At 62.4% G+C, this 25,151-nt stretch carries 20 protein-coding genes; 11 read left to right on the top strand and 9 right to left on the bottom strand.

Annotated elements, in window-relative coordinates:
• Positions 1-33: 33 nt before the first annotated feature.
• Together MWN76_RS04230 and MWN76_RS04225 are read left to right on the top strand one after the other, a co-directional pair.
• On the top strand, positions 34-1,380 hold the full coding sequence (locus tag MWN76_RS04230) for a sensor histidine kinase (RefSeq protein WP_250459583.1): 1,347 nt from the start codon (positions 34-36) through the stop codon (positions 1,378-1,380).
• A gap of 130 nt (positions 1,381-1,510) precedes the next feature.
• Entirely contained in the window at positions 1,511-1,783 is a 273-nt protein-coding gene (locus MWN76_RS04225) for a high-potential iron-sulfur protein (protein ID WP_250459581.1), read from the top strand.
• Between the two features lie 43 nt (positions 1,784-1,826).
• Here the strand turns inward: MWN76_RS04225 and MWN76_RS04220 are convergent, their stop codons facing one another.
• The 4 genes from MWN76_RS04220 to MWN76_RS04205 form a co-directional block, all read right to left on the bottom strand.
• The gene (locus MWN76_RS04220; RefSeq protein WP_250459579.1) at positions 1,827-2,780 is read right to left on the bottom strand and encodes an AraC family transcriptional regulator; all 954 of its coding nucleotides are present in this window, start codon (positions 2,778-2,780) and stop codon (positions 1,827-1,829) included.
• 433 nt (positions 2,781-3,213) lie between these two features.
• A complete protein-coding gene (locus tag MWN76_RS04215; protein ID WP_250459577.1) occupies positions 3,214-3,570 on the bottom strand; it encodes a hypothetical protein in 357 nt (118 codons plus the stop codon).
• Between the two features lie 101 nt (positions 3,571-3,671).
• The gene (locus MWN76_RS04210; protein WP_250459575.1) at positions 3,672-4,049 is read right to left on the bottom strand and encodes a hypothetical protein; all 378 of its coding nucleotides are present in this window, start codon (positions 4,047-4,049) and stop codon (positions 3,672-3,674) included.
• Positions 4,039-4,332: a hypothetical protein gene (locus MWN76_RS04205; protein ID WP_250459573.1), complete on the bottom strand. Its 294-nt coding sequence runs from the start codon at positions 4,330-4,332 to the stop codon at positions 4,039-4,041. The genes MWN76_RS04210 and MWN76_RS04205 overlap by 11 nt, the downstream gene beginning before the upstream one ends.
• Positions 4,333-4,563: 231 nt before the next feature.
• Between MWN76_RS04205 and MWN76_RS04200 the strand changes: the two genes are divergently transcribed.
• Positions 4,564-4,761 (top strand): hypothetical protein, encoded by a 198-nt coding sequence (locus MWN76_RS04200; protein WP_250459571.1) that lies wholly within the window; start codon positions 4,564-4,566, stop codon positions 4,759-4,761.
• A gap of 151 nt (positions 4,762-4,912) precedes the next feature.
• Here MWN76_RS04200 and aceF read toward each other — a convergent pair whose 3' ends face one another.
• The 3 genes from aceF to rrtA all read right to left on the bottom strand — a co-directional run bounded on the left by aceF (position 4,913) and on the right by rrtA (position 10,635).
• Positions 4,913-6,574 (bottom strand): dihydrolipoyllysine-residue acetyltransferase, encoded by a 1,662-nt coding sequence (gene aceF / locus MWN76_RS04195; RefSeq protein WP_250459569.1) that lies wholly within the window; start codon positions 6,572-6,574, stop codon positions 4,913-4,915.
• A gap of 26 nt (positions 6,575-6,600) precedes the next feature.
• Positions 6,601-9,270 (bottom strand): pyruvate dehydrogenase (acetyl-transferring), homodimeric type, encoded by a 2,670-nt coding sequence (aceE, locus tag MWN76_RS04190; RefSeq protein ID WP_250459567.1) that lies wholly within the window; start codon positions 9,268-9,270, stop codon positions 6,601-6,603.
• A gap of 690 nt (positions 9,271-9,960) precedes the next feature.
• Positions 9,961-10,635 carry a rhombosortase gene (gene rrtA, locus MWN76_RS04185; RefSeq protein ID WP_250459565.1) on the bottom strand — a complete coding sequence of 225 codons (675 nt, stop codon included), beginning with the start codon at positions 10,633-10,635 and terminating at the stop codon, positions 9,961-9,963.
• Between the two features lie 463 nt (positions 10,636-11,098).
• On the opposite strand from rrtA, the gene MWN76_RS04180 reads away from it, so the two are divergent.
• From MWN76_RS04180 to MWN76_RS04145, 8 genes are all read left to right on the top strand, one after another.
• The gene (locus MWN76_RS04180; RefSeq protein ID WP_250459563.1) at positions 11,099-11,629 is read left to right on the top strand and encodes a helix-turn-helix transcriptional regulator; all 531 of its coding nucleotides are present in this window, start codon (positions 11,099-11,101) and stop codon (positions 11,627-11,629) included.
• Between the two features lie 249 nt (positions 11,630-11,878).
• Positions 11,879-12,415: a GNAT family N-acetyltransferase gene (locus MWN76_RS04175; protein WP_250459561.1), complete on the top strand. Its 537-nt coding sequence runs from the start codon at positions 11,879-11,881 to the stop codon at positions 12,413-12,415.
• Between the two features lie 48 nt (positions 12,416-12,463).
• On the top strand, positions 12,464-12,973 hold the full coding sequence (locus MWN76_RS04170) for a phage tail protein (RefSeq protein ID WP_250459559.1): 510 nt from the start codon (positions 12,464-12,466) through the stop codon (positions 12,971-12,973).
• 33 nt (positions 12,974-13,006) lie between these two features.
• On the top strand, positions 13,007-13,534 hold the full coding sequence (locus MWN76_RS04165; protein ID WP_250459556.1) for a phage tail protein: 528 nt from the start codon (positions 13,007-13,009) through the stop codon (positions 13,532-13,534).
• Between the two features lie 12 nt (positions 13,535-13,546).
• On the top strand, positions 13,547-14,089 hold the full coding sequence (locus tag MWN76_RS04160) for a phage tail protein (RefSeq protein WP_250459554.1): 543 nt from the start codon (positions 13,547-13,549) through the stop codon (positions 14,087-14,089).
• 69 nt (positions 14,090-14,158) lie between these two features.
• Positions 14,159-15,019: a sulfotransferase family protein gene (locus MWN76_RS04155; RefSeq protein WP_250459552.1), complete on the top strand. Its 861-nt coding sequence runs from the start codon at positions 14,159-14,161 to the stop codon at positions 15,017-15,019.
• Positions 15,012-20,948 carry a DUF4347 domain-containing protein gene (locus tag MWN76_RS04150; protein ID WP_250459550.1) on the top strand — a complete coding sequence of 1,979 codons (5,937 nt, stop codon included), beginning with the start codon at positions 15,012-15,014 and terminating at the stop codon, positions 20,946-20,948. The genes MWN76_RS04155 and MWN76_RS04150 overlap by 8 nt, the downstream gene beginning before the upstream one ends.
• A 14-nt stretch (positions 20,949-20,962) precedes the next feature.
• A complete protein-coding gene (locus MWN76_RS04145; protein ID WP_250459548.1) occupies positions 20,963-22,072 on the top strand; it encodes an OmpA family protein in 1,110 nt (369 codons plus the stop codon).
• 44 nt (positions 22,073-22,116) lie between these two features.
• Here the strand turns inward: MWN76_RS04145 and MWN76_RS04140 are convergent, their stop codons facing one another.
• The gene (locus MWN76_RS04140) at positions 22,117-22,695 is read right to left on the bottom strand and encodes a class GN sortase (protein WP_250459546.1); all 579 of its coding nucleotides are present in this window, start codon (positions 22,693-22,695) and stop codon (positions 22,117-22,119) included.
• Entirely contained in the window at positions 22,695-25,064 is a 2,370-nt protein-coding gene (locus MWN76_RS04135) for a marine proteobacterial sortase target protein (protein WP_250459544.1), read from the bottom strand. The genes MWN76_RS04140 and MWN76_RS04135 overlap by 1 nt, the downstream gene beginning before the upstream one ends.
• Positions 25,065-25,151: the final 87 nt, after the last annotated feature.

Below are 25,151 nucleotides of genomic sequence, written 5' to 3'. Positions count from 1 at the left end.
CCGAATCGTACCTATTGAGGGAGTTGGAGGCGAATGCAGACCAGCCTTGAAGGCCGTATCTTTGGCGTAACCCTGCTGGCGGTCGCCGTCGGTACCAGTATCCCGTTTGCCCTGCTGTATTTCGATATTGATATTTATCTCGCCTGGGCCGGCGGCCTGCTGCTGGCTGTCGCGGTAGCACTGGCACTGCTGCGGCCGCTGACAGCGTCGCTCAACCGGGCCCTGGATGCACTGGAAAGTGGCCTGTTGAATTTCCGCGACGGCAACTTCTCCAACTCCCTGGTCATACGGCGCCGTGACGAACTGGGCCATATCGGCCGGCGCTACAATGAAGTGGCAGAAATACTGCGGCGCGAGCGCGCGCATATTTACCAGCGCGAATTGTTGCTGGATACCGTCATCCAGAGCTCGCCGCAAACCCTGCTGCTGCTGGACCAGGATGAGCGCATCATCTATGCCAATACCAGTGCCCGCCACCTGCTGAACAACGGCAAACCACTGCAGGGACTGCGACTCGAGCAGGTAGTGTCACAGTGCTCTCCGGAACTGGCGGATGCCATCGCCCGGCGTGAGGACGGCCTGTTCAGTTACAGTGGCGCCGACGGCGCCGTAACCCAGCATATCGGCAACAGCTATTTTGTCCTCAATGCACACCGCCATAGGCTGGTCGTGATTCGCGAGATGACCCGCGAACTGACCCGCGCGGAAGTGCAGGTATGGAAAAAAGTCATCCGCCTGATCAGCCATGAACTGAACAACTCCCTCGCACCGATTTCCTCTATGGCCCACAGTGGCAAGATGTTGGCACAGCAGCTGGATAAATCCTCCGCGTCGGCTCCGAATACCACGAGTCACAAACCCGCCGCCCTGGACAGGGTATTCGACACCATTGCCGAGCGCTGCCGACACCTGACAGAGTTTACCCAGGGTTACGCCCGCTTTGCCAAATTGCCGGCCCCAAGCTGTGAAGCAGTACAGTGGCAACAACTGATTGATCGACTGGCACCGCTACAGCCCTTCACCCTGAAGGGTGAGCTGCCGGAAAGGCCCGGATATTTCGACCCGGTGCAGATAGAACAGGCGCTGCTGAACCTGTTCAAGAATGCACACGAGGCCGGCAGCGACGATACGGAATTGCAGATCCGCGTCGACCGCCAGGGCCAGCAACTGGTGGTCAGCGACCGCGGCTGCGGTATGGGGGAGAAGGTATTGCAGCAGGCCCTGTTGCCCTTCTACTCCACCAAGTCACAGGGCATGGGGCTGGGCCTGGCACTGTGCCGTGAGATCGTCGATGCCCACGGCGGCAATATCCAACTGCACAATCGCGACGGCGGCGGCCTGCAGATCAGCCTGTGGTTGCCGTGGACCCAACAATCCTGATAACGGCACCCCGCACCGGAAAATCTAAACGCAATGCATTCGCAATTTCATGCAAGCTGCATACGTCGATCGTGATCTAACCTGATAGAAAAGCGGTTACCGCAGATTTTATTCAGTGAGGTGAATGACCATGAGCCAAAACAGACGGAATATTTCACGGCGGAAATTCCTGAAGCTGGGCGGCGGCGTCGCGGTGTTACTGCCGCTGGCACTGATCGCCACCGACCGCGCGGCGGCCCAGGGCAAGGCCAGCAAGGAGGCGGTGCAGTACCAGGAATCCCCCAAAAACGGACAGAAATGTGGCGACTGCCAGTTCTTTACCTCGCCGGATGCGTGTCAGGTGGTGGAGGGCAAAATCAGCCCCAACGGCTGGTGCAGCCTGTTCGTGAAGAAAGCGTCCTGAGCCGGCCCGACGGCACAATCCCTGTACGCCGGGCCGGGATACATCAGGCGGACTCGCGCTGCTCCCCGCGCAGCTTGTTGACATCCGCGCGCGGCGGCGCGCCGAACATGCGGCTGTACTCGCGGCTGAAGTGCGACGGACTCTCGTAGCCTACGCGGTAGCTGGCCGAGGCGGCCTCCAGCCCCTCGGTCAGCATCAGGCGCCGCGCCTCGTGCAGGCGCAGTTTTTTCTGGAACTGCAGTGGCGACATGCGGGTCACCTGTTTGAAGCTGTGGTACAGGGACGACTCACTCATATTGGCCAGGTCCGCCAGGTCACCGACACGCAGCGGCTCGGTAAACCGGTTTTTCAGTACTGCAATAACCCGGGAGACCCGGTTGGCCTGGCTATCCGCCAGCGCAAACTTGCGCATGCGCGGCCCCATTTCCCCCATCAGCGCGCGATAGAGAATTTCCCGGCGGATCAGCGGTGCCAGTATCGGCGCGTCCGCCGGCCTGTCCAGCAACTCCACCAGCCGCGTAATCGCATCCAGCATTTCCAGGTCCATCTGTGCCACACACAGACCACAGGAAACTTCGCTGCAGGCGGCATCGGTCTCGAAGGTGGGTGCCTGGTCACCCATTTCGATGACCAAGTCCGTGACTTCCTGCGGGTCCACCGATACCTTGATGGCCAGGTAGGGCTCCTCCGCGGAGGCCCCGATCACCTGGCCCAACACCGGCAGGTGAACCGAGGAAGCCAGGTAACTCAACGGTTTGTAGACCAGGGTTCTGTCCCCCAACTGCAGGGATTTGGAGCCCTGCACGATAAATCCCAGGGAGGGCTCGTAGACACTGGAGACACAGCTGCTGGTGTCATTGGCCCGGCCGAATGCGAGACCGGCCAGTCCCGATTCCTGCATCCCCTCGCCGGGCATCCGGCGCTGTACCAACTGCGCCAGGCGCTGCCGTTCCACTTCCATCGATACGTTTTCCCCTCTGTCCAGACTCTCACTCACAACTTCTCTCCCCCCGGCTTCCCGGATCTGCAGAAGCGGCCCTCAGGCGCGGCCGGATGGGCGCCGCGCCAATGCGAACCGATCTATTTGACGACTGGAAGGGCCAGTATACGGAGATTTAGGCAAGCCGCTTAGACTTTTGCAGAATTGGGCAATAAGCATGCAGCAATATGCAATACTGACAAATACTGCCAAGCCCCCGTATTTACTGGCATTCTCGGATTGACAGAATGTGACCCCCTGTCCACCCACGCCCCAGCCCCACTGTCCGGCCAATGCCGGAATAATTTCCATCAACCCAGCCGAACAGGAATAGGCAACCGGATCGATGGACATGGAGGCGTCAAATACGCCCGGGACAGAAGTTACAACCTCCACCAAAGTTGAGGTCAAGCATTTCCTTACGATCGAACGGAGGAAATCAGGGAAGGGCTCAGCCGCGGTAGCGGGCCGATGGGAAGACCAGGACATACAGCCGCGTGACCAGCGACAGCGGGATACAGACCAGGATGATGAGAAGGCCGAGCAACGCGCGCATCAGGTCGCTGCCCTCTTCATTCATTTCGTCCCTGTCGGCAAGGTAGGCGTTGTAGCAGTGATCCGGCCCGTCTATGGGCAGAAAGGTGAAATTGATGACCCTTTCCATGGCCAGCCAGTAGGGACGGAGGGGAGTCTCCTCCACATGGGAGAAGTAACCTGTGCGCGCGGAAATGGTCGCATCCGGGTTGCCGCCGGCAAGCGCATTGCCCAGTTGGTCGATGGCTACCAGTACGCCGCCTATCCAGCTCACCGATCATTCCCCTTCACCCCGGAAAATGCCGCTCGTTCACAGAGTCAGCAGACACCGGGGCGATGGCTCAGGAGTCGCGCCCCGCGCGTCGGCGCAGTTGCTCAACCCCGGATATCAGCGGTGGAGCGGCAGCGCAGGTTGGTATAGTAAACCCGGCAGTCCCCCTTCCAGGGACAATCCGAATCCACCACCAGTGGCTCCGCCGACAGTGGGCAGATTTCGGCGCGGCTGTCACTGCACCAGTTGCCGGTGTCCAGCTGGTAACAGGCGGCATAGCCCATGGGGCAATCCGCCAGCGCCATCACCTCGGTATCACCGGCCAGGCAGTGGCGGGGAAAAGCCTGCAGCTCCGACAGCGGCACGTCTCGCCGGGTGTAGCCGTCGGGTGTGCCCTTGAGATCACCCCAGAAGCCATCCCAGCCGGCGCAGCCGCCGAGCAGCCCAACGAGTATCGGGACAATTGCGAGTTTACTTTTCATAGACAATACAGCGTTTGCCTCCGGAAATTTCGTAACATTGCGCCGACGCCGGGCAGATAGATCCCGGTGCCAGCTCCTCGGCATCGCCCGGGCAGGCGTCGTAATTGCGTTTACTGCTCGCCGGCGCCGGTGCCGGGGCCCGCTGTTCCCGGTACTCCGCCTTGGGGATCGGCCTGCTGTAGGGATAGACGACTTCATCGCGAGGGTCGGTCGTACCACAGCCGCCCAGTAGCGTCGCGGCAATGACGGCAATGGCGGGAAGGATGAATGCGAACCTTGTCATGACTGCTGTCTCCTCATTTCCCCTCTCCGGTCCCTCTCGGGCAAATACGGAGACGGGCCAGCCTTTCAGATGATGGCGACCAAAGCCACTGCTGTGGGCACCGCGCGAGCCCCGAAATCAATAGACCCGCATGATCGGGAAGAACCAGCAGGCGGATCCCACCTTTGTCATTTCCGATTCCACCGAACAGCGACGGCTGCTGGAGGGCGGCAGCTGGGAGTTGGGCTGGTAGTGACCGACCTCGACAAAATCGGCACTGTGGCCGACATCGTCCGGATTGAAGAAAAATGGATCGTTTCTGTCACCGCTTTCCACGGGCAGAAAAACACAACCTTGCAGCGCCAGCAGCACCAGTGCCGGCAGAGCGAATATCCCTATGCGCTTCATTTCCGAATACCTCTCGATTTCAGAGTTGCGCGTTTACAGTGATCTTTTTCAGTGTAGTGGGCGGGTGTTTTGACTCGCCGGTGGCGGGGGAATTTATGCGCGGAATTCGACCAGAGGCAGGGAGGGGAAAACGATCACCGGCTGGCGGCGCGTAGTTTTACGCAGCCAGCCGGCGATCGGGGGCACATACGCCTTACAGCAGCAGCCGGCGCACGTCGCCGAGAACGCTGACCAGGTAAGTCAGGAAGCGACCGGCGTCGCTGCCGTTGACGGCCCGGTGGTCGTAGGACAGGCCCACCGGCAGCATCTTGCGCGGCACGAATTCGCTGCCATTCCAGACCGGTTTCACCGCCAGTTTGGAGACACCGAGAATACCCACTTCCGGCGCATTGACGATCGGCGTAAAACCGGTGCCACCGATGGCGCCGAGGCTGGAAATGGTGAAGCAGGCACCCTGCATATCCTTTGGCTTCAGCTTGCCGTCGCGGGCAGCGATCGCCATTGCGGTGGCTTCTTCCGCCAACTCGTACAGGCCCTTTTTATCCACATCGCGGATCACCGGTACCATCAGGCCCCGGGGCGTGTCCACGGCCATGCCGATATGCACGTAATCCTTGCGCACGATGTGCTCGCCGTCGTTGTGCAGCGACACATTGAAGCTGGGCTCGGCGCGCAGCGCGGCGGCGGCGGCTTTCAGCAGGAAGGGCACCGGCGTGAGCTTCACCCCACGCTTCTCCGCTTCCGCCTTCATGGACTTGCGGAAGTCCTCCAGTTCGGTGATGTCGGCATCGTCGAACTGGGTTACGTGGGGCACATTGAGCCAGTTGCGCGCCATATTCGCGGCGGTGAGCTTGTGGATCTTGCTCATGGGCTCGGTTTCCACCGGGCCGAACTGGCTGAAATCGATCTCCGGCATGGGTGCCACGCCGGCACCGACACCCACGGCACCGCTCTCGGCCTTCTTCACCTGCTCCTTGATATAGGCGTGCAGGTCGTCTTTGGTAACGCGGTTGCGCGGGCCGGTGGGCTTGACCTTGTTGAGGGTCACCCCCAGCTCGCGGGCCAGCTTGCGCACGGCCGGGCCGGCGTAGACTTCGGCGGAAACGGTCAGGTCGCGCTCCAGGTAGCGGTCCTTTTGGGGAGCCGGGGGCTCTGCCGGCGCTGCCGGTTCCGCTTTCTGTTCGGGTGCGGCAGGCTTTTCCTCTTTCCTGTCGGCTTTCGCGGCCGGAGCGGCCGCGCCGCCGGACACGATCTTCATGACCCCCAGCGCATCGCCGGTGGAGACCTTGTCGCCCTCCTTGACCGCGATGGAAACCACGGTGCCGGCAAAAGGCGCCGGTACGTCCATGGAGGCCTTGTCGCCCTCGACCACGATCAGGGCATCGCCCTCTTCCACTTCGTCGCCGGCCTGGACACTGATTTCGATCACGTCGACAGCGTCGGCGCCGCCGAGATCGGGCACCTTGACGGTTTCCTCTTTCGACTCTCCAGAGGCCGCTTCACCGGCGTCGGCATCTTCAGATTCATCCGCGGATGCTTCTGCGGCTTTCTCTTCTGATGATTCTTCCGCCTCTTCCTTTTCCTCGGGCTCGGAGGATGCCTCCTCGCCACCATCGGCATCGGTTTCGATCTCGCCAATCACATCGCCCTCGGAGACCTGGTCGCCTTCGGAAACGGAAATCTTGACGATCTTGCCGGCGTAAGGGGACGGCACGTCCATGGAGGCCTTGTCGCCCTCGACGACGATCAGCGCATCCTCCTCCGCGACGGTATCGCCCTCGGCGACGGAAATTTCGATTACGTCTACCTGATCGGCACCGCCGAGATCAGGCACTTTGATGACTTGTTTTGCCATATTGTCTGCCTTCCTTACCTGGTGCCTTACACGAGACGCGGATTCGCTTTTTCCGGGTCGACGTTGAGTTTCTTGATCGCTTCACTGACCTCTTTGGCCTCGATCACACCCTGCTCCGCCAGGCTGTTCAGCGCGGCGATGGCGACATAGTTGCGGTCCACTTCGAAGAAGCGGCGCAGCTGTTCGCGGCTGTCGCTGCGGCCGAAGCCGTCGGTACCCAGTACCGTCAGGTCGCCGTCGATATAGTTGCGCAGCGGCTCGACGTAGGCGCGGATGTAATCGGTGGAGGCGATCACCGGGGATTCGTTGTCCTCGAACTGCTCGGTGATCCAGGCTTTGCGCGGTTTCTTCTCCGGGTGCAGCATGTTCCAGCGCTCCACGTCCTGTGCCTCGCGCGCCGCTTGTGTGGCGGAGGTCAGGCTCCAGACATCGGAGGTCACGCCGAATTCGTCCGCCAGCAGCTCTGCCGCCGCCAGCACCTCGTTGAGGATGCAGCCGGCACCAATCAGCTGTACATGCTTCTTGGCCGCCTTGCCGCGGGCACCCTTCTTGGCGTTCGACTTCAGCTTGTAGAGTCCGCGAACGATGCCCTCTTCACATCCCTGCGGCATTTCCGGCTGCAGGTAGTTCTCGTTCTCGATGGTGACGTAGTAGAAGACATTCTGCTGCTCTTCATACATTTCCACCAGGCCGCGCTGCAGGACCACCGCCAGCTCGTAGCCGTAGGCCGGGTCGTAGCTCTTGCAGTTGGGGATGGTGGCGGACAGCACGTGGCTGTGGCCGTCCTGGTGCTGCAGGCCTTCCCCGTTCAGCGTAGTGCGGCCGGCGGTGCCACCGATCAGGAAGCCGCGCGCCTGCATGTCGCCGGCGGCCCAGGCCAGGTCGCCGATGCGCTGGAAGCCGAACATCGAGTAGTAGATGTAGAAGGGCACCATCGGCACGCCGTGGTTGCTGTAGGCCGTGGCCAGGGCGATCCAGGCGGACATGGAGCCGGCCTCGTTGATGCCCTCTTCCAGCACCTGGCCCTTCTTGTCTTCCTTGTAATACATGATCTGGCCGTGGTCGACCGGGGTGTATTTCTGCCCCTGGGAGGAATAGATACCCAGCTGGCGGAACAGGCCCTCCATACCGAAGGTACGCGCCTCGTCCGGCACGATGGGGGCCACGTTCTGCCCCATGTTCTTGTCCTTGACCAGCGCAGAAAGGGCGCGCACGAAGGCCATGGTGGTAGAGATCTCGCGATCGCCGGAGCCCTTGGTCAGGGCGCTGAAGATATCCAGGCCGGGCACCTCCAGTTTCGGGCAATCGTGCAGGCGCTGCGGCACCGGGCCGCCCAGCGCCTTGCGGCGCTCGGCCATATATTTCATTTCCGGGCTGTCCGGGGCCGGGCGATAGTAGGGGATGTCCTCGATTTCCTTGTCGGTAATCGGGATGGCAAAGCGGTCGCGGAAGCGCTTCAGGGCGTCCACGTCCATCTTCTTGACGTTGTGGGTATCCATGGCCGCTTCACCGGCGGCACCCAGGCCGTAACCCTTGACGGTCTGCGCCAGGATCACCGTGGGCTTGCCCTTGCTGGCCATGGCTTCGGCGTAGGCCGCGTAGACCTTGTACGGATCGTGGCCACCGCGGTTCAGCTTCATGATCTCGTCGTCGGAGAGATCCTTGACCATCTCCTCGAGCTCCGGGTACTTGCCGAAGAAATGCTCGCGGGTATAGGCGCCGCCGTTGGCCTTGAAGTTCTGCATCTCGCCGTCGACGGTTTCGTCCATGACTTTCTGCAGCAGGCCTTTGTCGTCCTTCTCCAGCAGCGGGTCCCACAGGCGCCCCCAGAGGACCTTGATCACATTCCAGCCGGCACCGCGGAAGATACCTTCCAGCTCCTGGATGATCTTGCCATTGCCGCGCACCGGGCCGTCCAGGCGCTGCAGGTTGCAGTTGACCACGAAGACCAGGTTCTCGAGGTTTTCGCGGCCGGCCAGGGAGATGGCGCCCAGGGTTTCCGGCTCGTCGCACTCGCCGTCGCCGAGGAAGGCCCAGACCTTGCGATCGCCGCGGGGCGACATGCCGCGCGCGGACATGTAGCGCATGATATGCGCCTGGTAGATGGCCTGGATCGGGCCCAGGCCCATGGAGACGGTCGGGAACTGCCAGTAGTCCGGCATCAGCCAGGGATGCGGGTAGGAGGACAGGCCCTTGCCGTTCACCTCGCGGCGGAAGTTGTCCAGCTGCTCCTCGTCGAAGCGGCCCTCGAGGTAGGAGCGGGCGTAGATGCCCGGGGAACTGTGGCCCTGGAAGAAGATCAGGTCGCCCAGCTCTTCGCCTTCGTTGCCGCGGAAGAAATAGTTGAAGCCGACATCATAGAGGGTGGCGGCAGAGGAGAAACTGGCGATATGGCCGCCCAGGTTGTCGGCACTCTGGTTGGCCCGCACCACCATGGCCAGCGCATTCCAGCGGATCAGCGAACGGATGCGGCGCTCCATGAACAGGTCGCCGGGCATACGCTTTTCCGCATTGGGCGGAATGGTATTGCGATAGGGGGTGGTGATGGCGGCCGGCAGCTTCACACCTATGTCGGTGGCGCGGTCGGACAGCTGCTTGAGCAGAAACGCGGCACGCTCCTTGCCGCTGTAGCGGATCACCGCCTGCAGGGCGTCCAGCCACTCCTGCGTTTCCTGGATATCGGTTTCGTCTTGCATCAAACAATGCTCCTCGGCGAATTGTGCGACGTCGAGTCGGTGCGTCTTCTTTCTATTCAGACTCAGTTTCTGGCAATCGGGCAAAGTACAGCGCGGGCAGAAAATTGCTTCCTTTTTCTCAGCGTATCCGCCAATTCACCGCCCTCGTTGGCGGAAATGCAGAGTGTGCGGGCGCTCACATCTGCGCTGGCGAAACAGGAAGGAGCCGGCATCTGTCTGCTACCGCGCTTTTATGATTCTCCGGACGCGGAACCCCGGCCCAGAGGGCCCCGGATCCGCGGGCGGAGGCGATTGTAGTATTACTACAAGAAATTTTCCAGATAGCACGATTAGTAACAAATAAAACCATTTTCCAAAACAAATATATTCCTCACCTCGGGATCGGCGGAAGAAATTGCGGCAAAAGACGGAAATTTAATTACAAAATCGAGTCCCGGTGGCGCCCCCCGGTCACACCTCCAGCGGGGTGACGCGCCCCCCGCCAGGGCATTCGACCGACAACAGCTGGAAACGCGAGGGGCATCGGGCAACAGCGCGCCCTCTATCAATACCGGTCGCAGCACCAGAAGACAGGCACCCGCTGTATCGGCACTTCCGCGGAGAAAAATCGTGACTCACCAGTCAGTCCGTTCACAGCGCTCCCCATGCGGGGCAAAACGCATCGGCAGAGACAACCACCGGAAAGATCATTCACTCAAGTTTCGAAGTTCGAGATTGCGGATCGACAGGCGTAGCCCGGATGGAGCGCAGCGGAATCCGGGATTTCCGCCCGCCGTACAATGGCTTTCCCCAATCGACCCACACACGCCACACCCCCGCAAGGCCAATGGCGGTACCCGCCAGAGCCCCCAGCAAGTGGCTGGAAACCGCCACCTCTGCCCGGATCAGTTCCGCGGTGGCGGCATTGGGCCCGACGATCAGCTCCCAGGCCACCTTGCCGTAGCAACCCGCCAGCAGCAGTGCGCCGGACAACCGGCGCCCGGCCAGGTCCCGGCAGCAGCCCCAGCAGAAAAGCCCGTGCAGAACACCCGAGAGGCCGCGATACAGCTCCAGACCCGGAAACCAATACCAGAGACCCGGGCTTATCAGCAGCGACAACGCCACCACCAGACCGAGATAAACCGGCGCCCGGTAGTGTTGGCCATGCAACAGCCATAGCATCGCCACGGCACCCACATTCATCACCAGGTGGGTGCCGTTGGTATGAACCAGGTGGCCGGATAGCAGTCGCCAGAGCTGCCCCGTCGCCAGGGCCTCGCGATCGAATTCGAGCCAGGCGAGGTGGCACAACTGCAACAGGGCACAGGCCAAGATCAGTAGCAGGGGGCCTCCGGCACCGCGCGGGGGAAAATTGAGGTTCGACATTTCTGCCATTGTGCCCGACTGGAGCCAGTCGGGCGACAAAGAATACTGCGCCAGTATCGACCGGTAAAACCACGCCGGCAATCACTGTTTACCGTATCACTACAGTAAATGGAGAAGAAAAACAGGCCGCCCCTGACAGAATCACAAGACAAGGTACAATAGCCACTAGCCTGACCACACATAAAGATAAAAAAATTCCACTATGCCCCGATCAATTCCTGACGAAATTCACGCCATATGGGATCGACTGGCCGAATTCCCGGAACCACAACTGAGCACCCGGGGCATGCAGTTCCTGCTTCACTCCATCAGCGGGCTGATTGATGCCCAACACGGTTACTGGCTCAGTGGACTCCGGATGCGCCACCTGAATGCAGAGACAGATCCCATGCGCGGCTGGAGGCTGGGACCAGTGTTTCATTACGGAGAGCTGCCTGGCGATAAAGCGCTATACAGAAGCAAGGTGAGGGAAACGGAGACAGGCAAGTACGCTCTGGATGAAAGCACCAGCAACCATCTACGCCAGGCGGGAAGATTTCGCGCCACCCTGATGCGGGACCACGTCCCCCCCGAATTTTTCCAGAGCGCACACTACCGGGAACACTATCTGGCCCGCGGCATCACCGACACGCTCTTTGTGGTAGCGCCCGTCAACGCGGATACGGAAGTCTACTTCTGTTTCAACCGCATCGGCAGCAGCGAACCCTTCGGGAAAGCCGATCTGGATATCGCCGCTGACACCATTCGCAGCCTGGGCTGGTTTCACAGGAAGGTACTGCTGGGGCACGGCCTGTTGATTGCCTGCAAACCGCTGACTGCTACGGAACGGAAAGTGATGCACTACCTGTTGACGGAACTCGCCGAGAAGCAGATCGCCGAAAAGCTGGAGCAGAAAGCCGACACGACCCATAAACATATCTGCAACATCTACCGCAAATTCAATATCAACAGCCGTGCCGCCCTGATGGCGACCTGGCTCGGTCGGCCGACGTGATCCGGGGCGGGCCATTCCCTGATTAGGGAATAACGCCAGCCGGTCCACCTGTGGCAACCTTGCATGTGACGCGTTTCACATCGACACCGACCGAATACGGATTATCGCCATGCGGACACTGGAATGTCGCCCGACCAATGCATCGATTACCTGGTACGCGATCAACGACGGCAATCTCCCCTCCGACGCCCCAAACCTGAAAGCGCAGGAACCGAAGCCCGGTACCCGCCCCGCTCGCAGAAATCGCGCATGTTGAATGCTCTCCCACTGCCCAATGAACTCACACTGCGCCCGGTGACGGATGCGGATCGGGGGTTTATGCAGGAATTATTCGCCTCTACGCGAAAGCACCTGCTGAGCCTGCCGCTGCCACAGCAGCAAGTCGACCAGTTACTGGAACAACAATACCGGCTCCAGCATTCCCATTACACCCTGCAATGGCCGGATGCGGACACCCGGATCATTGAACACGCAGGCAAAGCCATCGGCAGCGTCACGCTCGATGAAGGGGAAACGGGCCTGCATCTCATCGATATCGCCTTCGAGACCAGCGTGCGTGGAAGGGGACTGGGGACATCGATACTGCGTGCACTGCAGGCGCAAGCCGAAAAACACGGCTTGCCGATCAGCCTGTCGGTGGACCGGCAAAACCCGAGAGCCAGGAAACTCTACCTCGCCCTTGGTTTTCGCGTGAACGGGAATTCCGGAACCCATGAATCCATGCAATGGCAGCCGACCACTGCAGCGATCACTGGCAACTTTCATTTGCCAGCATTTAGCCAATAGCCGCCCCAGGCGGCCGCTTTTATAAAACAACAACCAGGGAGCAGACAAATGGCCGAACCCTTCCTCGGGGAAATCAACTTTTACCCCTACAAGTTCACCCCCAAGAACTGGATGCCATGCGACGGCAGACTGTTGTCGATCATGCAGTACCAGGCGTTGTATTCCCTGCTCGGAACCCAGTTTGGCGGCGACGGCGTTTCAACCTTTGCGTTGCCCGATCTGCGCGGCCGCGCAGCCATGCACCCAGATGAAAGCACGCCACAGGGTACAAAGGCGGGCGAGGAGGACGTCACCCTGACCGAGAACCAGATTCCCCAACACAACCACAGTGTCACGGCTCACACGACCACCGGCACGCTCAAGGAATATGACAATAGCCTTTTCGCGGCCGCCTCCGGATCCGATGCCAAACTGTATGCCGCATCGGGCTCCATGCAGCCACTGAGTGCAGCCACTGTGTCGACTGCCGGCGGCTCACAGCCCCACCCCAATTGCCAACCGTCACTGGTCGGCAATTACTGCATCGCTGTCCAGGGCATTTTCCCGAGTCCCGATTGATACCCAAGCGGGAATATCACAAGGAGCATAAAAATGAGCGAACCTTTTGTGGGAGAGATCCGCATTTTCGCCGGCACCTACGCGCCGCAGGGCTGGTCTTTCTGCAACGGCCAATTGCTGGCAATCAGCGATCACGATGTGCTGTTCAGCTTGCTCGGTACAACTTACGGTGGCGACGGTCGCACCACCTTTGCGCTGCCCGACCTGCGCGGGCGCCTGCCGGTGGGTGAAGGCCAGGGGACCGGGCTGACACTGCGCATTCTGGGCCAGAAGTTCGGCCAGGACAACGTCACCCTGATGCAACAACAGCTACCCGCACACCGCCACGAATTTGTCGCCACCAGCGCGGCGGCTGACAGTAACAGCCCATCGGGCGCCATGCTGGCGAGCCCTCCGGGGGATACCATCTATGTGTCGGCGCCTGACAATCCACAACCCAGAACCATGAACCCGACCAGCGTCACCGTTACCGGCGGCAGCCAGCCGCATGACAACATCATGCCCAGCCTGGCGGTGCACTACATCATCAGCCTGTGGGGAATCTATCCCTCGCGCAACTAAAGGAGAGACATCATGGAGCCTTTTATCGGCGAGATTCGGCTGCTGCCCTACACTTTGGTACCGAGAGGCTGGGCATTGTGTGACGGCCAGCTGCTGCCCATCAGCCAGAACACTGCACTTTTTTCACTCATCGGTACAACCTATGGTGGCAATGGCACAACGACCTTCGCACTCCCCAACCTGAAGGGGCGCGTCGCCCCCGGTGCCGGCCGCGGACCGGGGCTGCAGAGCTGGGATCTCGGTGCGGAAGACGGTACAGATTCGGTCACGCTCACCGCGGCGGAAATGCCACAGCACCACCACAGCCTCCGCGGGCTGGATATCAGTGGAGATACTGACCAACCCTCAGAAAACGCCTACCTGGGCCAGGACAGTGCTCGAGGCGGCCAGGGAAACGTCAATTTCCTGGCCCGGACGGAAACCCCTCCCGATGCCACCTTGACGCCCGAGGCACTGACGCTCAGTGGCGAAAGCCGGCCACACGAAAACCGGCAACCGTTTCTGGCCGTAAAATACTGTATCGCACTGACCGGCATCTTCCCGCCCAGAGGTTAGGCGCTTATCAGCAGGCCGCCGGCGATCGGCGTCGGCGGCTTTTTCCGTTCTGAAAAACCACGATAAAGCATGTCAAGAAAGCTACATTTTATCTCCGGCCTGCCCCGCTCCGGATCGACCCTGCTGGCCGGCATCCTGCGCCAGAACCCCCGCTTTCACGCGGCCATGAGCAGCCCGGTGGCGGGCCTGATCAATGGCGCGCTGGAGCAGATGGGAGCCGGCAGCGAGTTTTATACTTTTTTCGATGACGAGCGGCGCAAGCGAATCTGCCGCGCGCTCTTCGATGCCTACTACTCGGATACCGCTGCTACAGAAGAAGCCGTTCCAAACGTCATTTTCGACACCAACCGCCTGTGGACCGCGCGCCTGCACCAACTGGTGGAACTGTTCGACGACTTCAAGGTGATCTGCTGCGTGCGCAATCCGGCCTGGATCATGGACAGCTTCGAGGTCATCTACCGCAAGAACCCGTTCGACTACAGCCGCATGTTCAATGCCGGCAGCCGCCAGACGGTCTACAGCCGCTGCGAAGCGCTGATGGGTGGCAGCACCGTCGGCAGCGCCTGGATGGCATTGAAGGAAGCCTACTACGGCGAGTACTCCGACAAACTGTTATTGGTGGACTACGACCTGCTGACACAACATCCAGGAAAAACCCTGGAATTGATTTACCGCTTTCTCGGCGAAGCGGCGTTTACCCACAATTTCGATGACATCGACTATGAAGACGGTGAGTTCGATTACAAGCTCGGCGTCAAAGGGCTGCACAGCGTGCGCAAAAAGGTGGAGTTCAGGCCCCGTCGCACCATACTTCCGCCGGACTTGTTCGCCAAATATCAGGACATGGATTTCTGGCGGGACAATACCGGTACCGCCGCCAACATAATCGCCAAGCAACAGAATAAAATCAGGGAAAAAGACAATGCGTAGGGAAATTCTCGGCGGGCTGACCAGCCTGTTGATACCGTTTGCAGCCTATGCGGCGCCGAGTAGTTATGGGGCCTATCAGGCCAGACGCAACGCCGCTACTGTGGATCGCCAGTTGCCCCCACCGCGGCTCAAAGAGACTCCGCCGGATAGCAAACAATTCACTGGCAGCGATGCCGACCTGGCTATCACCGCCGGTTCCCCGGTCAGGGAGCTGGTGATCATCGATGCCGCGGTGCCGGACAAGATTCTGCTGCAGAGCGCCACCCGACCGGGAGTCGAAACCCTGGTACTGCAATCGGGCACGGATGCGCTGGCGCAGACCACGGCGCTGCTGAAAAATTACCACAACCTGGAGGCCGTACACCTGGTTTCCCACGGCCAGGCGGGCACACTGCTGCTCGGCGGTCAGCGTATTGATAAAGACACTCTGGAGAGACAGCCGCAATTCCTGTCCGCACTCGACCATGCCACCCGCGCCGGCGCCGACCTGCTGCTGTACGGCTGCGACCTGGCCGGCGAGGATAGCGGGCTATTGGAAGTGATCCACAACAACTCGCACCTGGATGTGGCCGCCTCCGACAACCTCACCGGCGCGGCCGAACTGGGGGGCGACTGGACCCTGGAAATCACGGCGGGAACCATCGAAACCGGACGCCCCTTCAGCGACAGGGCGCTGACAGACTTTTCCGCTGTGTTGCGGCCATCCGGTACCCAAATATTTGAAGGGGTGGGTGCACAATATTATCAAGATGATCCTTCAATAGACTGGGACGAGTTCACTACCTATATCAATTCGGAAGCCACCAATAGCGAAATTCTCAGCAGTGGGGTAAATACAACCTGTGACGACGGCCCCGGTGATGGCCTGTATGTGAGCATGTTTCATGCCGGTTCCCGCTTCTCCCTCCGCTCGGATCCCTCCGGTGAGTTGTTCGGCATTAGCGGATTAAATATCCGTACGGGCTCCGCAGAGTATGGGGCTGACACAATCACCATAACCGGGTACAACGCCAGTGACACAATAGTGGGAACAAAAGGCCCCGTTACTCTCGGTGCGGACACTCCCACGGGAACGGCCATCGACCTGACTGCAGGCATTACCGGCTCCTTTGCCGGTATCGTTCGTTTCAGGATAGCTGCCACCAGCAGCGTTGCGCCCAATGACGAGCGTGATTTCTGCCTGGTATCGGTCGATTTTACCTCTCTGGACAGTGACGGCGAGCTAACGCCGGCAGGCGATGTTACCGAGCCCGTTGCGCTCGGCACCACTGTCGATACAGCCGCCGAAGCGGAGGGCGTATTCGATTTTACCCTCAAAGACGGCGGCGGTGGCGACGGCAATCCCTTGCTGGCTTCCGCCATCACCGTGCATGCCTCCGGCACCTCGACCGATAGCGAACGCGGCAAGATTACCTGGCGCCTGAGCGGACCGGATTCGGCCGATGTCGTGGGCACTTACAATGCGGCCACGGACACCATCACCTTCTCTGCCCTGAGCCTGTCCATCGCTGACGGCGGCAGCGAAACCTACACCATCAATGCCTTTTATAACGACAATACCGGTCTCACCGACGGCCATACCATCGTGCTCAGCGTCGACGGCGACACCGACCTGGCCATCGACGGCAGCGGCACCGGCATGTCGGGCAGCAATGCCGCCGTCAATAACGGCACCGGCACCACCATCGACGTCGAGGCCACACAGCTGGCCTTCGCCACCCAGCCCGCCGATTCGGTTTCAGGCAACGCGCTGGCCACCCAGCCCGTGATCGCGGCCCGGGACGCCTTCGGCAACACCGACACTGATTTCAGCGAGACGATTACCCTGACCCAGGACGGTGCCGGCAGCCTCACCGGCAATGCGCTGGTCGCGGTCGGCGGCGTGGCGAGCTTTACCGCACTGGAATATACCGCCACCGCGGACCAGGAGACCTTTACACTCACCGCTAACGACGAGGACGGGGTCGGCAGTAACCTGGCCTCCGTCAGCGCCGGCGCGCTCACCGCGGATGTGGTCGCCACAAAACTGTTATTCACCACACAACCGGCACCGACCAGCGTCGCCAGCGGTATGTTGACCGACTTTACCAGCGACCCGGTGGTGCGCGCGGTCGACGCCGACGACACGCTCGATACCGGTTACGCATCCGACATTACCCTGCAGGCCAACGGCCCCGGCAGTGCGGTTATCACCGCCACCGGCGATACCGACGGCGCAGCGAATACGGTAACCTTCACACCCGGCGGCGGAGTCTCCAGCTTTGCGGGCCTGGCTATCAACTACACGACTTCTGGCAGTACCAACGAAACTTTTACCTTGAGGGCGACGTCCGGCGCCCTGGCCAATGCCGACAGCAACCTGCTCACGGCCATCGCCAACCAGCCTCCCACCGATATCGCGTTGAATTCACTCGACGTCAACCAGAGCGGTGGCACCAATACCCAGGTGGGCACATTGAGCAGCACCGATGCCGACGCGGCGGACTCCCACAGTTACAGCCTGGTAGCGGGTACCGGCGATACGGATAACGGCAGCTTCAATATCAGTGGCAACCAGTTGCGGGCCAACGACGCCAGCGCACTGGCGGCCGGAACTTACAGCGTGCGCGTCCAGACACAGGACAGCGCCGGTGGTACCTATGCGGAAGCCTTTACCATCACCGTTGTCGACGATATCGCTCCCCTTGTAGAGAGTGTCAGTGTACCCACGGCCGGCACCTACACTGTTGGCCAGAACCTGGATTTCACCGTCAATACCAGTGAAAACGTGGCCGTCACCGGCACACCGCGGATTCCGGTCACCATCGGCAGTGCAGCCGTGTACGCGGACTATGTCAGCGGCTCGGGCACCTCGGTCCTGACCTTCCGCTATGCAATACAGGCGGAGGACTCCGATAGCGATGGCATAGCCGCGGGTGGCGCCATCGATTTCAACGGCGGCACCATCGACGATGCGGCCAGCAACGATCTCGGCGCGAGCCTGAACAATATCGGTTCCACTGCCGGAGTCCTTGTGGATGCGGTTGCGCCCGCCGGTCACAGTGTCAACTTCGACGACGACGCGCTCAACGGCACGGAGGCGGTATCGGTCAGCTTCACCTTCGCCGCCGCCGAAGCGGGTGCAAACTTCAATTACAGTATCAGCAGCAGCGGCGGCGGCATGCCGGTAACCGGTTCGGGCACCGTGGCCAGTGCCGGCGAACAGATCGCCGGCATCGACGTCAGCGGCCTGCCCGACGGCACCCTGACCCTGTCCACAACCCTGACCGACAGCGCCGGCAACAGCGCCGGCGCCGTTACCGACACGGCGATTATGGATACGGTGGGGCCCGCGGCGGCTTCCGTCACCCTGCCGGCAGACGCCACCTACGGCACCGGCCAGAGCCTGGACTTCAGCGTCAACTTCGACGAAGCCGTGACCGTCGGCGGCGGGATACCGCGACTGGCGCTGACCATTGGCGCCAGCGCGCGCTACGCAGACTATATCAGCGGTTCCGGGACCCAAACGCTGCTGTTCCGCTACAACGTGCAGAACGGCGATAACGACAGCGACGGCATTGCGCTCAATACCCTGCTGGATGCCAACGGCGGTACCCTGCGGGACTCCGTCGGCAACGGCGCAGACAACAACCTGGCCCCCATCGACAGCCTGGCGGCGGTGCTGGTCGATACCCAGGCGGCGTCGGTCACCTCGGTGACCCCGCCGGCCGACAACATCTACCAGCCCGGCGAAACCCTGGATTTCACCGTCAACTACGACGAGGTCATCGCTGTCAGCGGTACACCGCGTCTCCAACTGACCGTCGGCTCAAGCACACGCTACGCAACCTATGTTGCAGGTTCCGGCAGTAATGCCCTGCAGTTCCACTACACCGTACTAAGCGGCGATCGCGACGGCGACGGCGTGGAACTCAGCGCGACCCTGGATACCAATGGCGGCACCCTGCGGGACACCACCGGCAACGACGCCAACATCGGCCTCAATGCCGTCGGCAGCCTGACCGGTGTCCTGGTCGACGACGGCCTCGACAGCGACGGCGACGGCGTCAGCGACGTGCAGGAAGGCATCGATGGCACCGATCCCAATGATGCGGACGACTATCTCGATAACACGCCACCGGTGGTCACCGCGCCCGCGGACCTGTTGTTCGACGCCACCGGCCTGTTCACCCCGGTGACCTTGCGACAATTGCTGCAACTGCCGGCGAATGCCACCGAGGAGCAGGTCCAGCAGGCCCGGGATGCACTGGCGAGCGACGCCATCGACGGCGCCGACTGCTGCGACACCCGCGCTGCCAGCATCGCCAGCAACAGCGGCAACCCGCGGTCCATCGACAGCGACAACACCCTGTGGCTGGCGCCCGGAACCCATACCGTCGACTGGCAGGGAGAAGACCGCAAGGGCAATACCGGTACCGATGTCCAGACGCTTGAGATCCGGCCCCTGGTATCGCTGGGCAGGGACCAGATCGGCGTTGAGGGCGGCCCGGTAAGTCTGCGCGTCTATCTCAACGGCCCGGCCCCCAGCTATCCGCTGGACGCGCCCTACAGCATCGCCACGTCCGGCACGGCGGACACTGCGGATCACGACCTGGTGGACGGGAATGCGACGTTCGGCAGCGGCCAGCTCCAGTTGAGCCTGCCCGTCAATCTCACCGGTGGCGATGCCATCGAGGGGAATGAAACGCTGGTGGTCGACCTAGATGGTGGCGCGCTCAATAGCGGCGCCAACACGCGGCATACCGTCACCATCACCGAGGGCAATGTACCGCCGGTGGTATCGCTGGAACTGCAGCAAAACGCCATCGATACCGCACTGGTGACCGGCGGTGGTGGCAATGTGACGGTCACCGCCAATGTGTCCGATCCCAATACCGCCGACACCCACAACTACAACTGGGCGGGCACCTCGCCGAACTTGACCGACACCGACGGCGATCCGGCCGACGATGGCTTTGTCTTCGATCCGGCCACCCTCGCCCCCGGGGTTTACACCCTGCGGGCGTTCGTCATCGACAGCAACGGCGCCTCCGACACCGCCGAACTGAGTTTCCGATTGGCGACGGCGGCACCGCTGCTCGACGGCCTCACCGACAGCGACGGCGACGACCTGGACGACCTGAGCGAAGGCTTCGGCGATTCGGACGGCGATGGCATTCCGGATTATCTGGACAATATCGCCGCCGGCAATGTCCTTCCCCTGGCCGCCGGCGTGACCGATGCCTTCCTGATCGAGTGCGAGCCCGGCCTGCTCTGCCGGCGCGGCCGCTACGCCCTCGCCGGGGCCGACGGCGGCGCTGCGATCCGGGAAGACGCACTGCCGGCGGACCCGGGCTTCAACCACGCCGGAGGCCTGTTCGACTTTGAAGTGCACGGCCTGCCCATCCCGGGCCGGACGGTGCGCGTGGCCATCCCCCTGGCCGAGGCGATTCCGGCCGGCGCCGTCTACCGCAAGTTCGACGGCCAACTGTGGTTCCCGTTTGTCGAGGACAACAACAATGCCCTGCACTCCAGCGCCGGCGACGTCGGCTTCTGCCCACCGCCGGGCGATGCCGCCTGGCAGCCGGGGCTGGTGGAAGGCTACCACTGCCTGCAGCTCACGCTGGAGGACGGCGGCCCCAACGACAGCGACAGCCTCGCAAACGGCAGCCTCCTGGACCCGGGAGGCCTGGCCGTAGCCGCTGGCAGCAGCTCGAGTAGTGGCGGTTCCAGCTCCAGCGCGAGCAGCTCCGGCGGCAGCAGTTCCAGCTCCAGTAGTTCCGGAAGCAGCAGCTCCAGCAGCAGTGGCGGCCAACATGCCGGCTCCGGGTCGGTCAACGGCAGGAACAAAGGGGGCGGTGCCCTGGAGCTGCCGACACTGCTGGCCCTGTTGCTGCTGGTACTGTGGCGCAACCGTCGGCGAGCGGTCCGCCTTGTATCTCCCGAGTGAACAAGGAACAACTCATGTCAAAGTGTTTAACCATCTTCGCCGCCCTCGCCCCGCTGCTGGCAAGCGCCGCCAGTGCCGCGACGAGCATTACCCTGCAGTTCGACTCCGCCCGCTACCGCCTGGGCCCGGAAGAGAGACAGATACTGGAGGAATTCTGGTCGCAACTGCCAGCGGAACAGCTCGGGCAATTGCGGTTTCAGGTGGAGGGTCGCGCAGACCCGATGGGCAGTCTCGAGAGCAACCGCGAACTCGCCGCGCGCCGGGCGCAGTCACTGCGCGACTGGTTGAGCCGACGGGGCGTCGCGAAGGCAGCCATTTCCCACACTGCGGAAGTCGCATCGAAAGCCGACGGCCAACCGTGCCCGGCGACACTGCCCCGCGAGGACAGGGTTACCTGCCTGGCCCCGGCGCGGCGGGCAACAATCCGTGTCACGCTGCCGCCGGAGCTGGTGCCCGCAGATCCCGCACCCCACAAAAAACCGGTGGCAGCGGCAGCACCGGAGGTCAAGGAAGAGCCGCCCGTACAGCAGCCGGTCGCACAAGACGAACGGGCCACCACGGTGCAAACAGCGCGGCCGGCGCTGTATCTCGCCCTGGATGTACAGCAGGCCATTGGCAGCCGGACCGCGCGGGATTTCACCAGTGCCATGGAACGCAACGGCGTGGACGTCGACATATCGGACTACGATGTGCGGCGCCCGGCCTGGCAATTGGCGCTGGGCTACCGCTACCACCCGCGAATGGCTGTTGAATTCGGCTACCTGGATTTGGGCGAAGTGCGTTTCGATTTCGATACCGAAGCCGGCGACGCCGCCCTGACCAGCGCCCTGGAAAACAGCCTGCCTTTCAGCGGCAGCGGCTGGACGCTCGCCAACCGCTTCGATCTTCCCCTCGGCCAGTGGCGCGCGTCCGTCAGTGCCGGGCTCTATTCCTGGCGCGACGATCCCACTACCGGCAACCGCTCGATCGACCCGGACAGCAGCAGCGGCACCGACCCGCTGATCGGCCTGGAAGCCGCCCGACCGCTGTCTGAAAACATCGAGCTGGGCCTGCAGTACCGGCGCCTGTTCCTGGACGAACAGGAGCTGGACCTCTGGGGAGCGCGAATAGCCTGGCATCTGTAGTACTCGGTCTTAGTACCCGGTGAACCCCATGCCCAGCGGGATATTCAGAGCTGCACCGTCTCGCCGGCGCCCAGGTATTCGGCATAGACCAGGTAGCGCAGCGGGCCACCGGGATCGATGACCCCGAAGGGATAACAGGTGACCAGCAGCAGACCCGGCTCGGCGAACACCGGCAGTTGCTCCCGATCGCTATCCACCACCCGCGTCTCGGTAACGCGAAAACGGTGCCAGCGACCACGGTGATCCTGCAGCATGACCGGCGCACCGCGCCGCAGCTGGTCGAGACCGGTGAAATGGGTGTCCCGGTGGGCGGCGATCACCGTGGTGCGCGCATCGCCCGGCTGGCCGGACACCGCAAGCATGCCGGGCCCAAAGGCCAGCGCCTGGCCGCTGCCGCCCGCCAACACCATCAGCGGCGCGCGGTCGGCGAGCTGCAGTTTCGCCACCGGCCAGGTATCCGCCCAGGGCCAGGGCTTGACCGCTTTCCCCACCGACAACTGCTCCTCCCAGGCATCGGCGATCAGGTACTGGGCCAGCTCGGCCTTGGCCAGCAGCCAGGCGGCGGCGCCCGCCTGCCAGAGTCCCGCCAGCAGGCAGGCGGCAAACAGGATCCTGCGCAACATCAGCAACGCCCCGCCGCGTCACGTGCGCGGCGCGGATCCGGCACGATGCGGCGCAACAGCTGCCGCAGGCGATGCAGCAGTCTCCCTTTCAACGGGCGCCCGCGACGCAGCAGGCCGGCCAGGCCGAACAGGATTGCGGCGGTCAACAGCTGGGCGCTGAGGCCGGCGGCGGTGCCCGGGTAGGCCTGGGTCTGCAATAGCTGGCCGCGGGCGACGGCGTTGGGCACCGGGCCTTTGGCGATACGCTGCGCCGCCGGGCGCGCCACTTCCTCTTCCACAGCGACAAAACTGGTGTAGGGGCTCGCCAACTGGTGATCCAGGGCCAACTGCAGTATCTGCTGTCGCAGCGCGTCCCCGGCCTCGCTGCGCTCGCCGGTTTCCAGCTGGCGGTCGCGCAGGGACGCTATCTTCGCGCGCGCCCAGACGCTGCCGATGCCCCGGCCGGAGCTTTCGCCACTCTTGCCATTCTCACCACTTTCACCACCCTCTTTGCTCTCTTTCAACATCAGGCTGCGCTGGAACTGTTTGCCGGCGAGGCGGCCGCGCAGCACCACTTCCCCCTCGAGCGGGCCGCCATCTATGCGCGCCGCCAACTGCAGGGGCTCGCCGCGGTAGAGATCGGGCAGGCGCTTGGGATAGGCGTCGACCTTCAGTCCCTGTGGCCAGGTCAGTTGCAGGTCCGTCACCAGCGGGTTCTCCAGCTTGGCGAACAACGCCTGCATCCGCGCCTGCACCTCGCCCAGGTCGCCGATGGTCACAGAAGCCCCGCGGCCGAACTGCGCCGCCTTGCGCATAAAGTGGCTGTTGGGTGCCGAGCCGATCCCCACGGTAAACAGCCGCGCCTGCTGTAATTGCTGGCGGATCAATTCGAACAGGGCCCGCTCGTTGCCGACGGCACCGTCGGTAATAAATACCACCTGGCGCACCAGGTTGTTGTCGCCGGGCAGCTGCTGGCTCAACGCCAGGCGCAGGGCCGGCGCCATCTCGGTACCGCCGCCGGCCTGCAGCCCCTCGACCAGGTCGCGGGCATGCTGGACAGCCTGCCTGTCGGCCGTCACCGGACGCGGAAAAAAGGCGCGGGTGTTGCTATTGAATTCAATGACATTGAAGCGGTCACCGGGCTGTAGTCGCGACAGCGCCATCAGCAGGCTCTCCTTGGCCTGGCGGATGGAGTTGCCCCCCATGGAGCCGGAGGTGTCGATTACATAAACCACTTCCCGCGGCAGGCGCCGTACATTCCTGGCCGCGTCCGGCGGCAACAGCAACAGCTGCAGGTAGTGACCCGAATCCGTCCCGGCCACATTTTTCTCGTTGCGGGGCTCGGCAACCTGGGTGAAAAGCGCCGCGCGCGGCATGGCGGAACTGCGCGGGCGCCAGTTGAGGGCGAAGTCCCTGTCCATTACCGCGCTGCCGTTTTTCAGCCGCACACGATAGCGGCCGTCCGCCCGCTTTCTGAAATCGATATCGTGATAGGGGCTGGAGATATCCGCCAGCGGCAGGCCGCCATCCAGGCTCACCTCGATGGAAATTCTGTGGCTGTCATTGGCCGTTAGCTCGGCGGCCGGCTGCATGAAAGGGGTGATTTTGTCCGCGTCCGGCACCTGGTTCGTAGGCAGTGCCCAGCCACTGCTGTCCGCAACCAGTTCCAGTTCTGAGTTGGCATTGCCTGCGCCGGCGGCCTTCACCTCACCGGGAATATAGCGCGGCGTCAGGGTGGTGGGCAGGCGCAGGCTGAAAGTACCGCTGTCGTAGCGCACCGGCTGCAGATAGCGAATCTGTACCTGTACCGTCTCGCCGGGTGCGATATTGGCCACCTTGTTGGTAAACAGGTTGGGGCGCTGTTGCTCCAGCAGCGCGGCGCGCTTGCCGGCCTTGCGCGCCGCGTCATATATCTGCTGCGCCTTTTTCCGCTCGCGCACCCTGCCGACGATACGGCGCTCGCCCACGCGGATTTCCAGTCCGGCGACGGCGGCGTCTTCCGGCAGCGGCAGCGCGTAGATCGCCTCGCGCCACTCGCCGCTGCGGTTGGTAAACTGCTGCTGCAACTGCACTTCCGCCACCAGCCCGCGCACCGAGATGCGGGCATCGCTGGCGAGATGGATGGCGGGCACATATTGCCCCTTGCCACCGGCGGAAAACAGCAGATCGCCGGCCTCCACATCGTTCAGCGTTACCGCGGCGGATTCACCTTGCCCGCCCTCCCCGGCCCGCGCGCCCATTGCGGCCAGGATTACCGCCAGCACAGTGACCACAAACAGCAGCCAGCGCCCGCGCCGGCTGCCGCGGTAGCGGCGCCGGTAGTATTCGTCCGTCGGCAGCACCAGCAGGTCCCGCGGAATCCGCTGGCCGGAATAGATCACCCTGTTCACAAGCTTCCCTCCAATATCCGTTTCTAATGGAGGCCATTAAAAAGGGCCAAAACGGCAGAAGCGGGGTGGAATTCAGGTGAGGAGATG

The sequence above is a fragment of the Microbulbifer litoralis genome, from assembly GCF_023634065.1.
GTDB classification, from domain to species: Bacteria; Pseudomonadota; Gammaproteobacteria; order Pseudomonadales; family Cellvibrionaceae; genus Microbulbifer; species Microbulbifer litoralis.
The sequence above is the reverse complement of the archived record's forward strand: the minus strand, read 5'-3'. Positions and strand labels throughout refer to the sequence as shown.

What these genes read in the sequence shown, in the direction of transcription:
- MWN76_RS04230 (WP_250459583.1), top strand. Translation starts at nt 34, where the DNA reads ATGCAGACCAGCCTTGAAGGCCGTATCTTTGGCGTAACCCTGCTGGCG.
- MWN76_RS04225 (WP_250459581.1), top strand. Translation starts at nt 1,511, where the DNA reads ATGAGCCAAAACAGACGGAATATTTCACGGCGGAAATTCCTGAAGCTG.
- MWN76_RS04210 (WP_250459575.1), bottom strand. Translation starts at nt 4,049, where the DNA reads ATGAAAAGTAAACTCGCAATTGTCCCGATACTCGTTGGGCTGCTCGGC.
- MWN76_RS04205 (WP_250459573.1), bottom strand. Translation starts at nt 4,332, where the DNA reads ATGACAAGGTTCGCATTCATCCTTCCCGCCATTGCCGTCATTGCCGCG.
- aceF (WP_250459569.1), bottom strand. Translation starts at nt 6,574, where the DNA reads ATGGCAAAACAAGTCATCAAAGTGCCTGATCTCGGCGGTGCCGATCAG.
- aceE (WP_250459567.1), bottom strand. Translation starts at nt 9,270, where the DNA reads ATGCAAGACGAAACCGATATCCAGGAAACGCAGGAGTGGCTGGACGCC.
- rrtA (WP_250459565.1), bottom strand. Translation starts at nt 10,635, where the DNA reads ATGTCGAACCTCAATTTTCCCCCGCGCGGTGCCGGAGGCCCCCTGCTA.
- MWN76_RS04175 (WP_250459561.1), top strand. Translation starts at nt 11,879, where the DNA reads ATGTTGAATGCTCTCCCACTGCCCAATGAACTCACACTGCGCCCGGTG.
- MWN76_RS04170 (WP_250459559.1), top strand. Translation starts at nt 12,464, where the DNA reads ATGGCCGAACCCTTCCTCGGGGAAATCAACTTTTACCCCTACAAGTTC.
- MWN76_RS04165 (WP_250459556.1), top strand. Translation starts at nt 13,007, where the DNA reads ATGAGCGAACCTTTTGTGGGAGAGATCCGCATTTTCGCCGGCACCTAC.
- MWN76_RS04160 (WP_250459554.1), top strand. Translation starts at nt 13,547, where the DNA reads ATGGAGCCTTTTATCGGCGAGATTCGGCTGCTGCCCTACACTTTGGTA.
- MWN76_RS04155 (WP_250459552.1), top strand. Translation starts at nt 14,159, where the DNA reads ATGTCAAGAAAGCTACATTTTATCTCCGGCCTGCCCCGCTCCGGATCG.
- MWN76_RS04150 (WP_250459550.1), top strand. Translation starts at nt 15,012, where the DNA reads ATGCGTAGGGAAATTCTCGGCGGGCTGACCAGCCTGTTGATACCGTTT.
- MWN76_RS04145 (WP_250459548.1), top strand. Translation starts at nt 20,963, where the DNA reads ATGTCAAAGTGTTTAACCATCTTCGCCGCCCTCGCCCCGCTGCTGGCA.
- MWN76_RS04140 (WP_250459546.1), bottom strand. Translation starts at nt 22,695, where the DNA reads ATGTTGCGCAGGATCCTGTTTGCCGCCTGCCTGCTGGCGGGACTCTGG.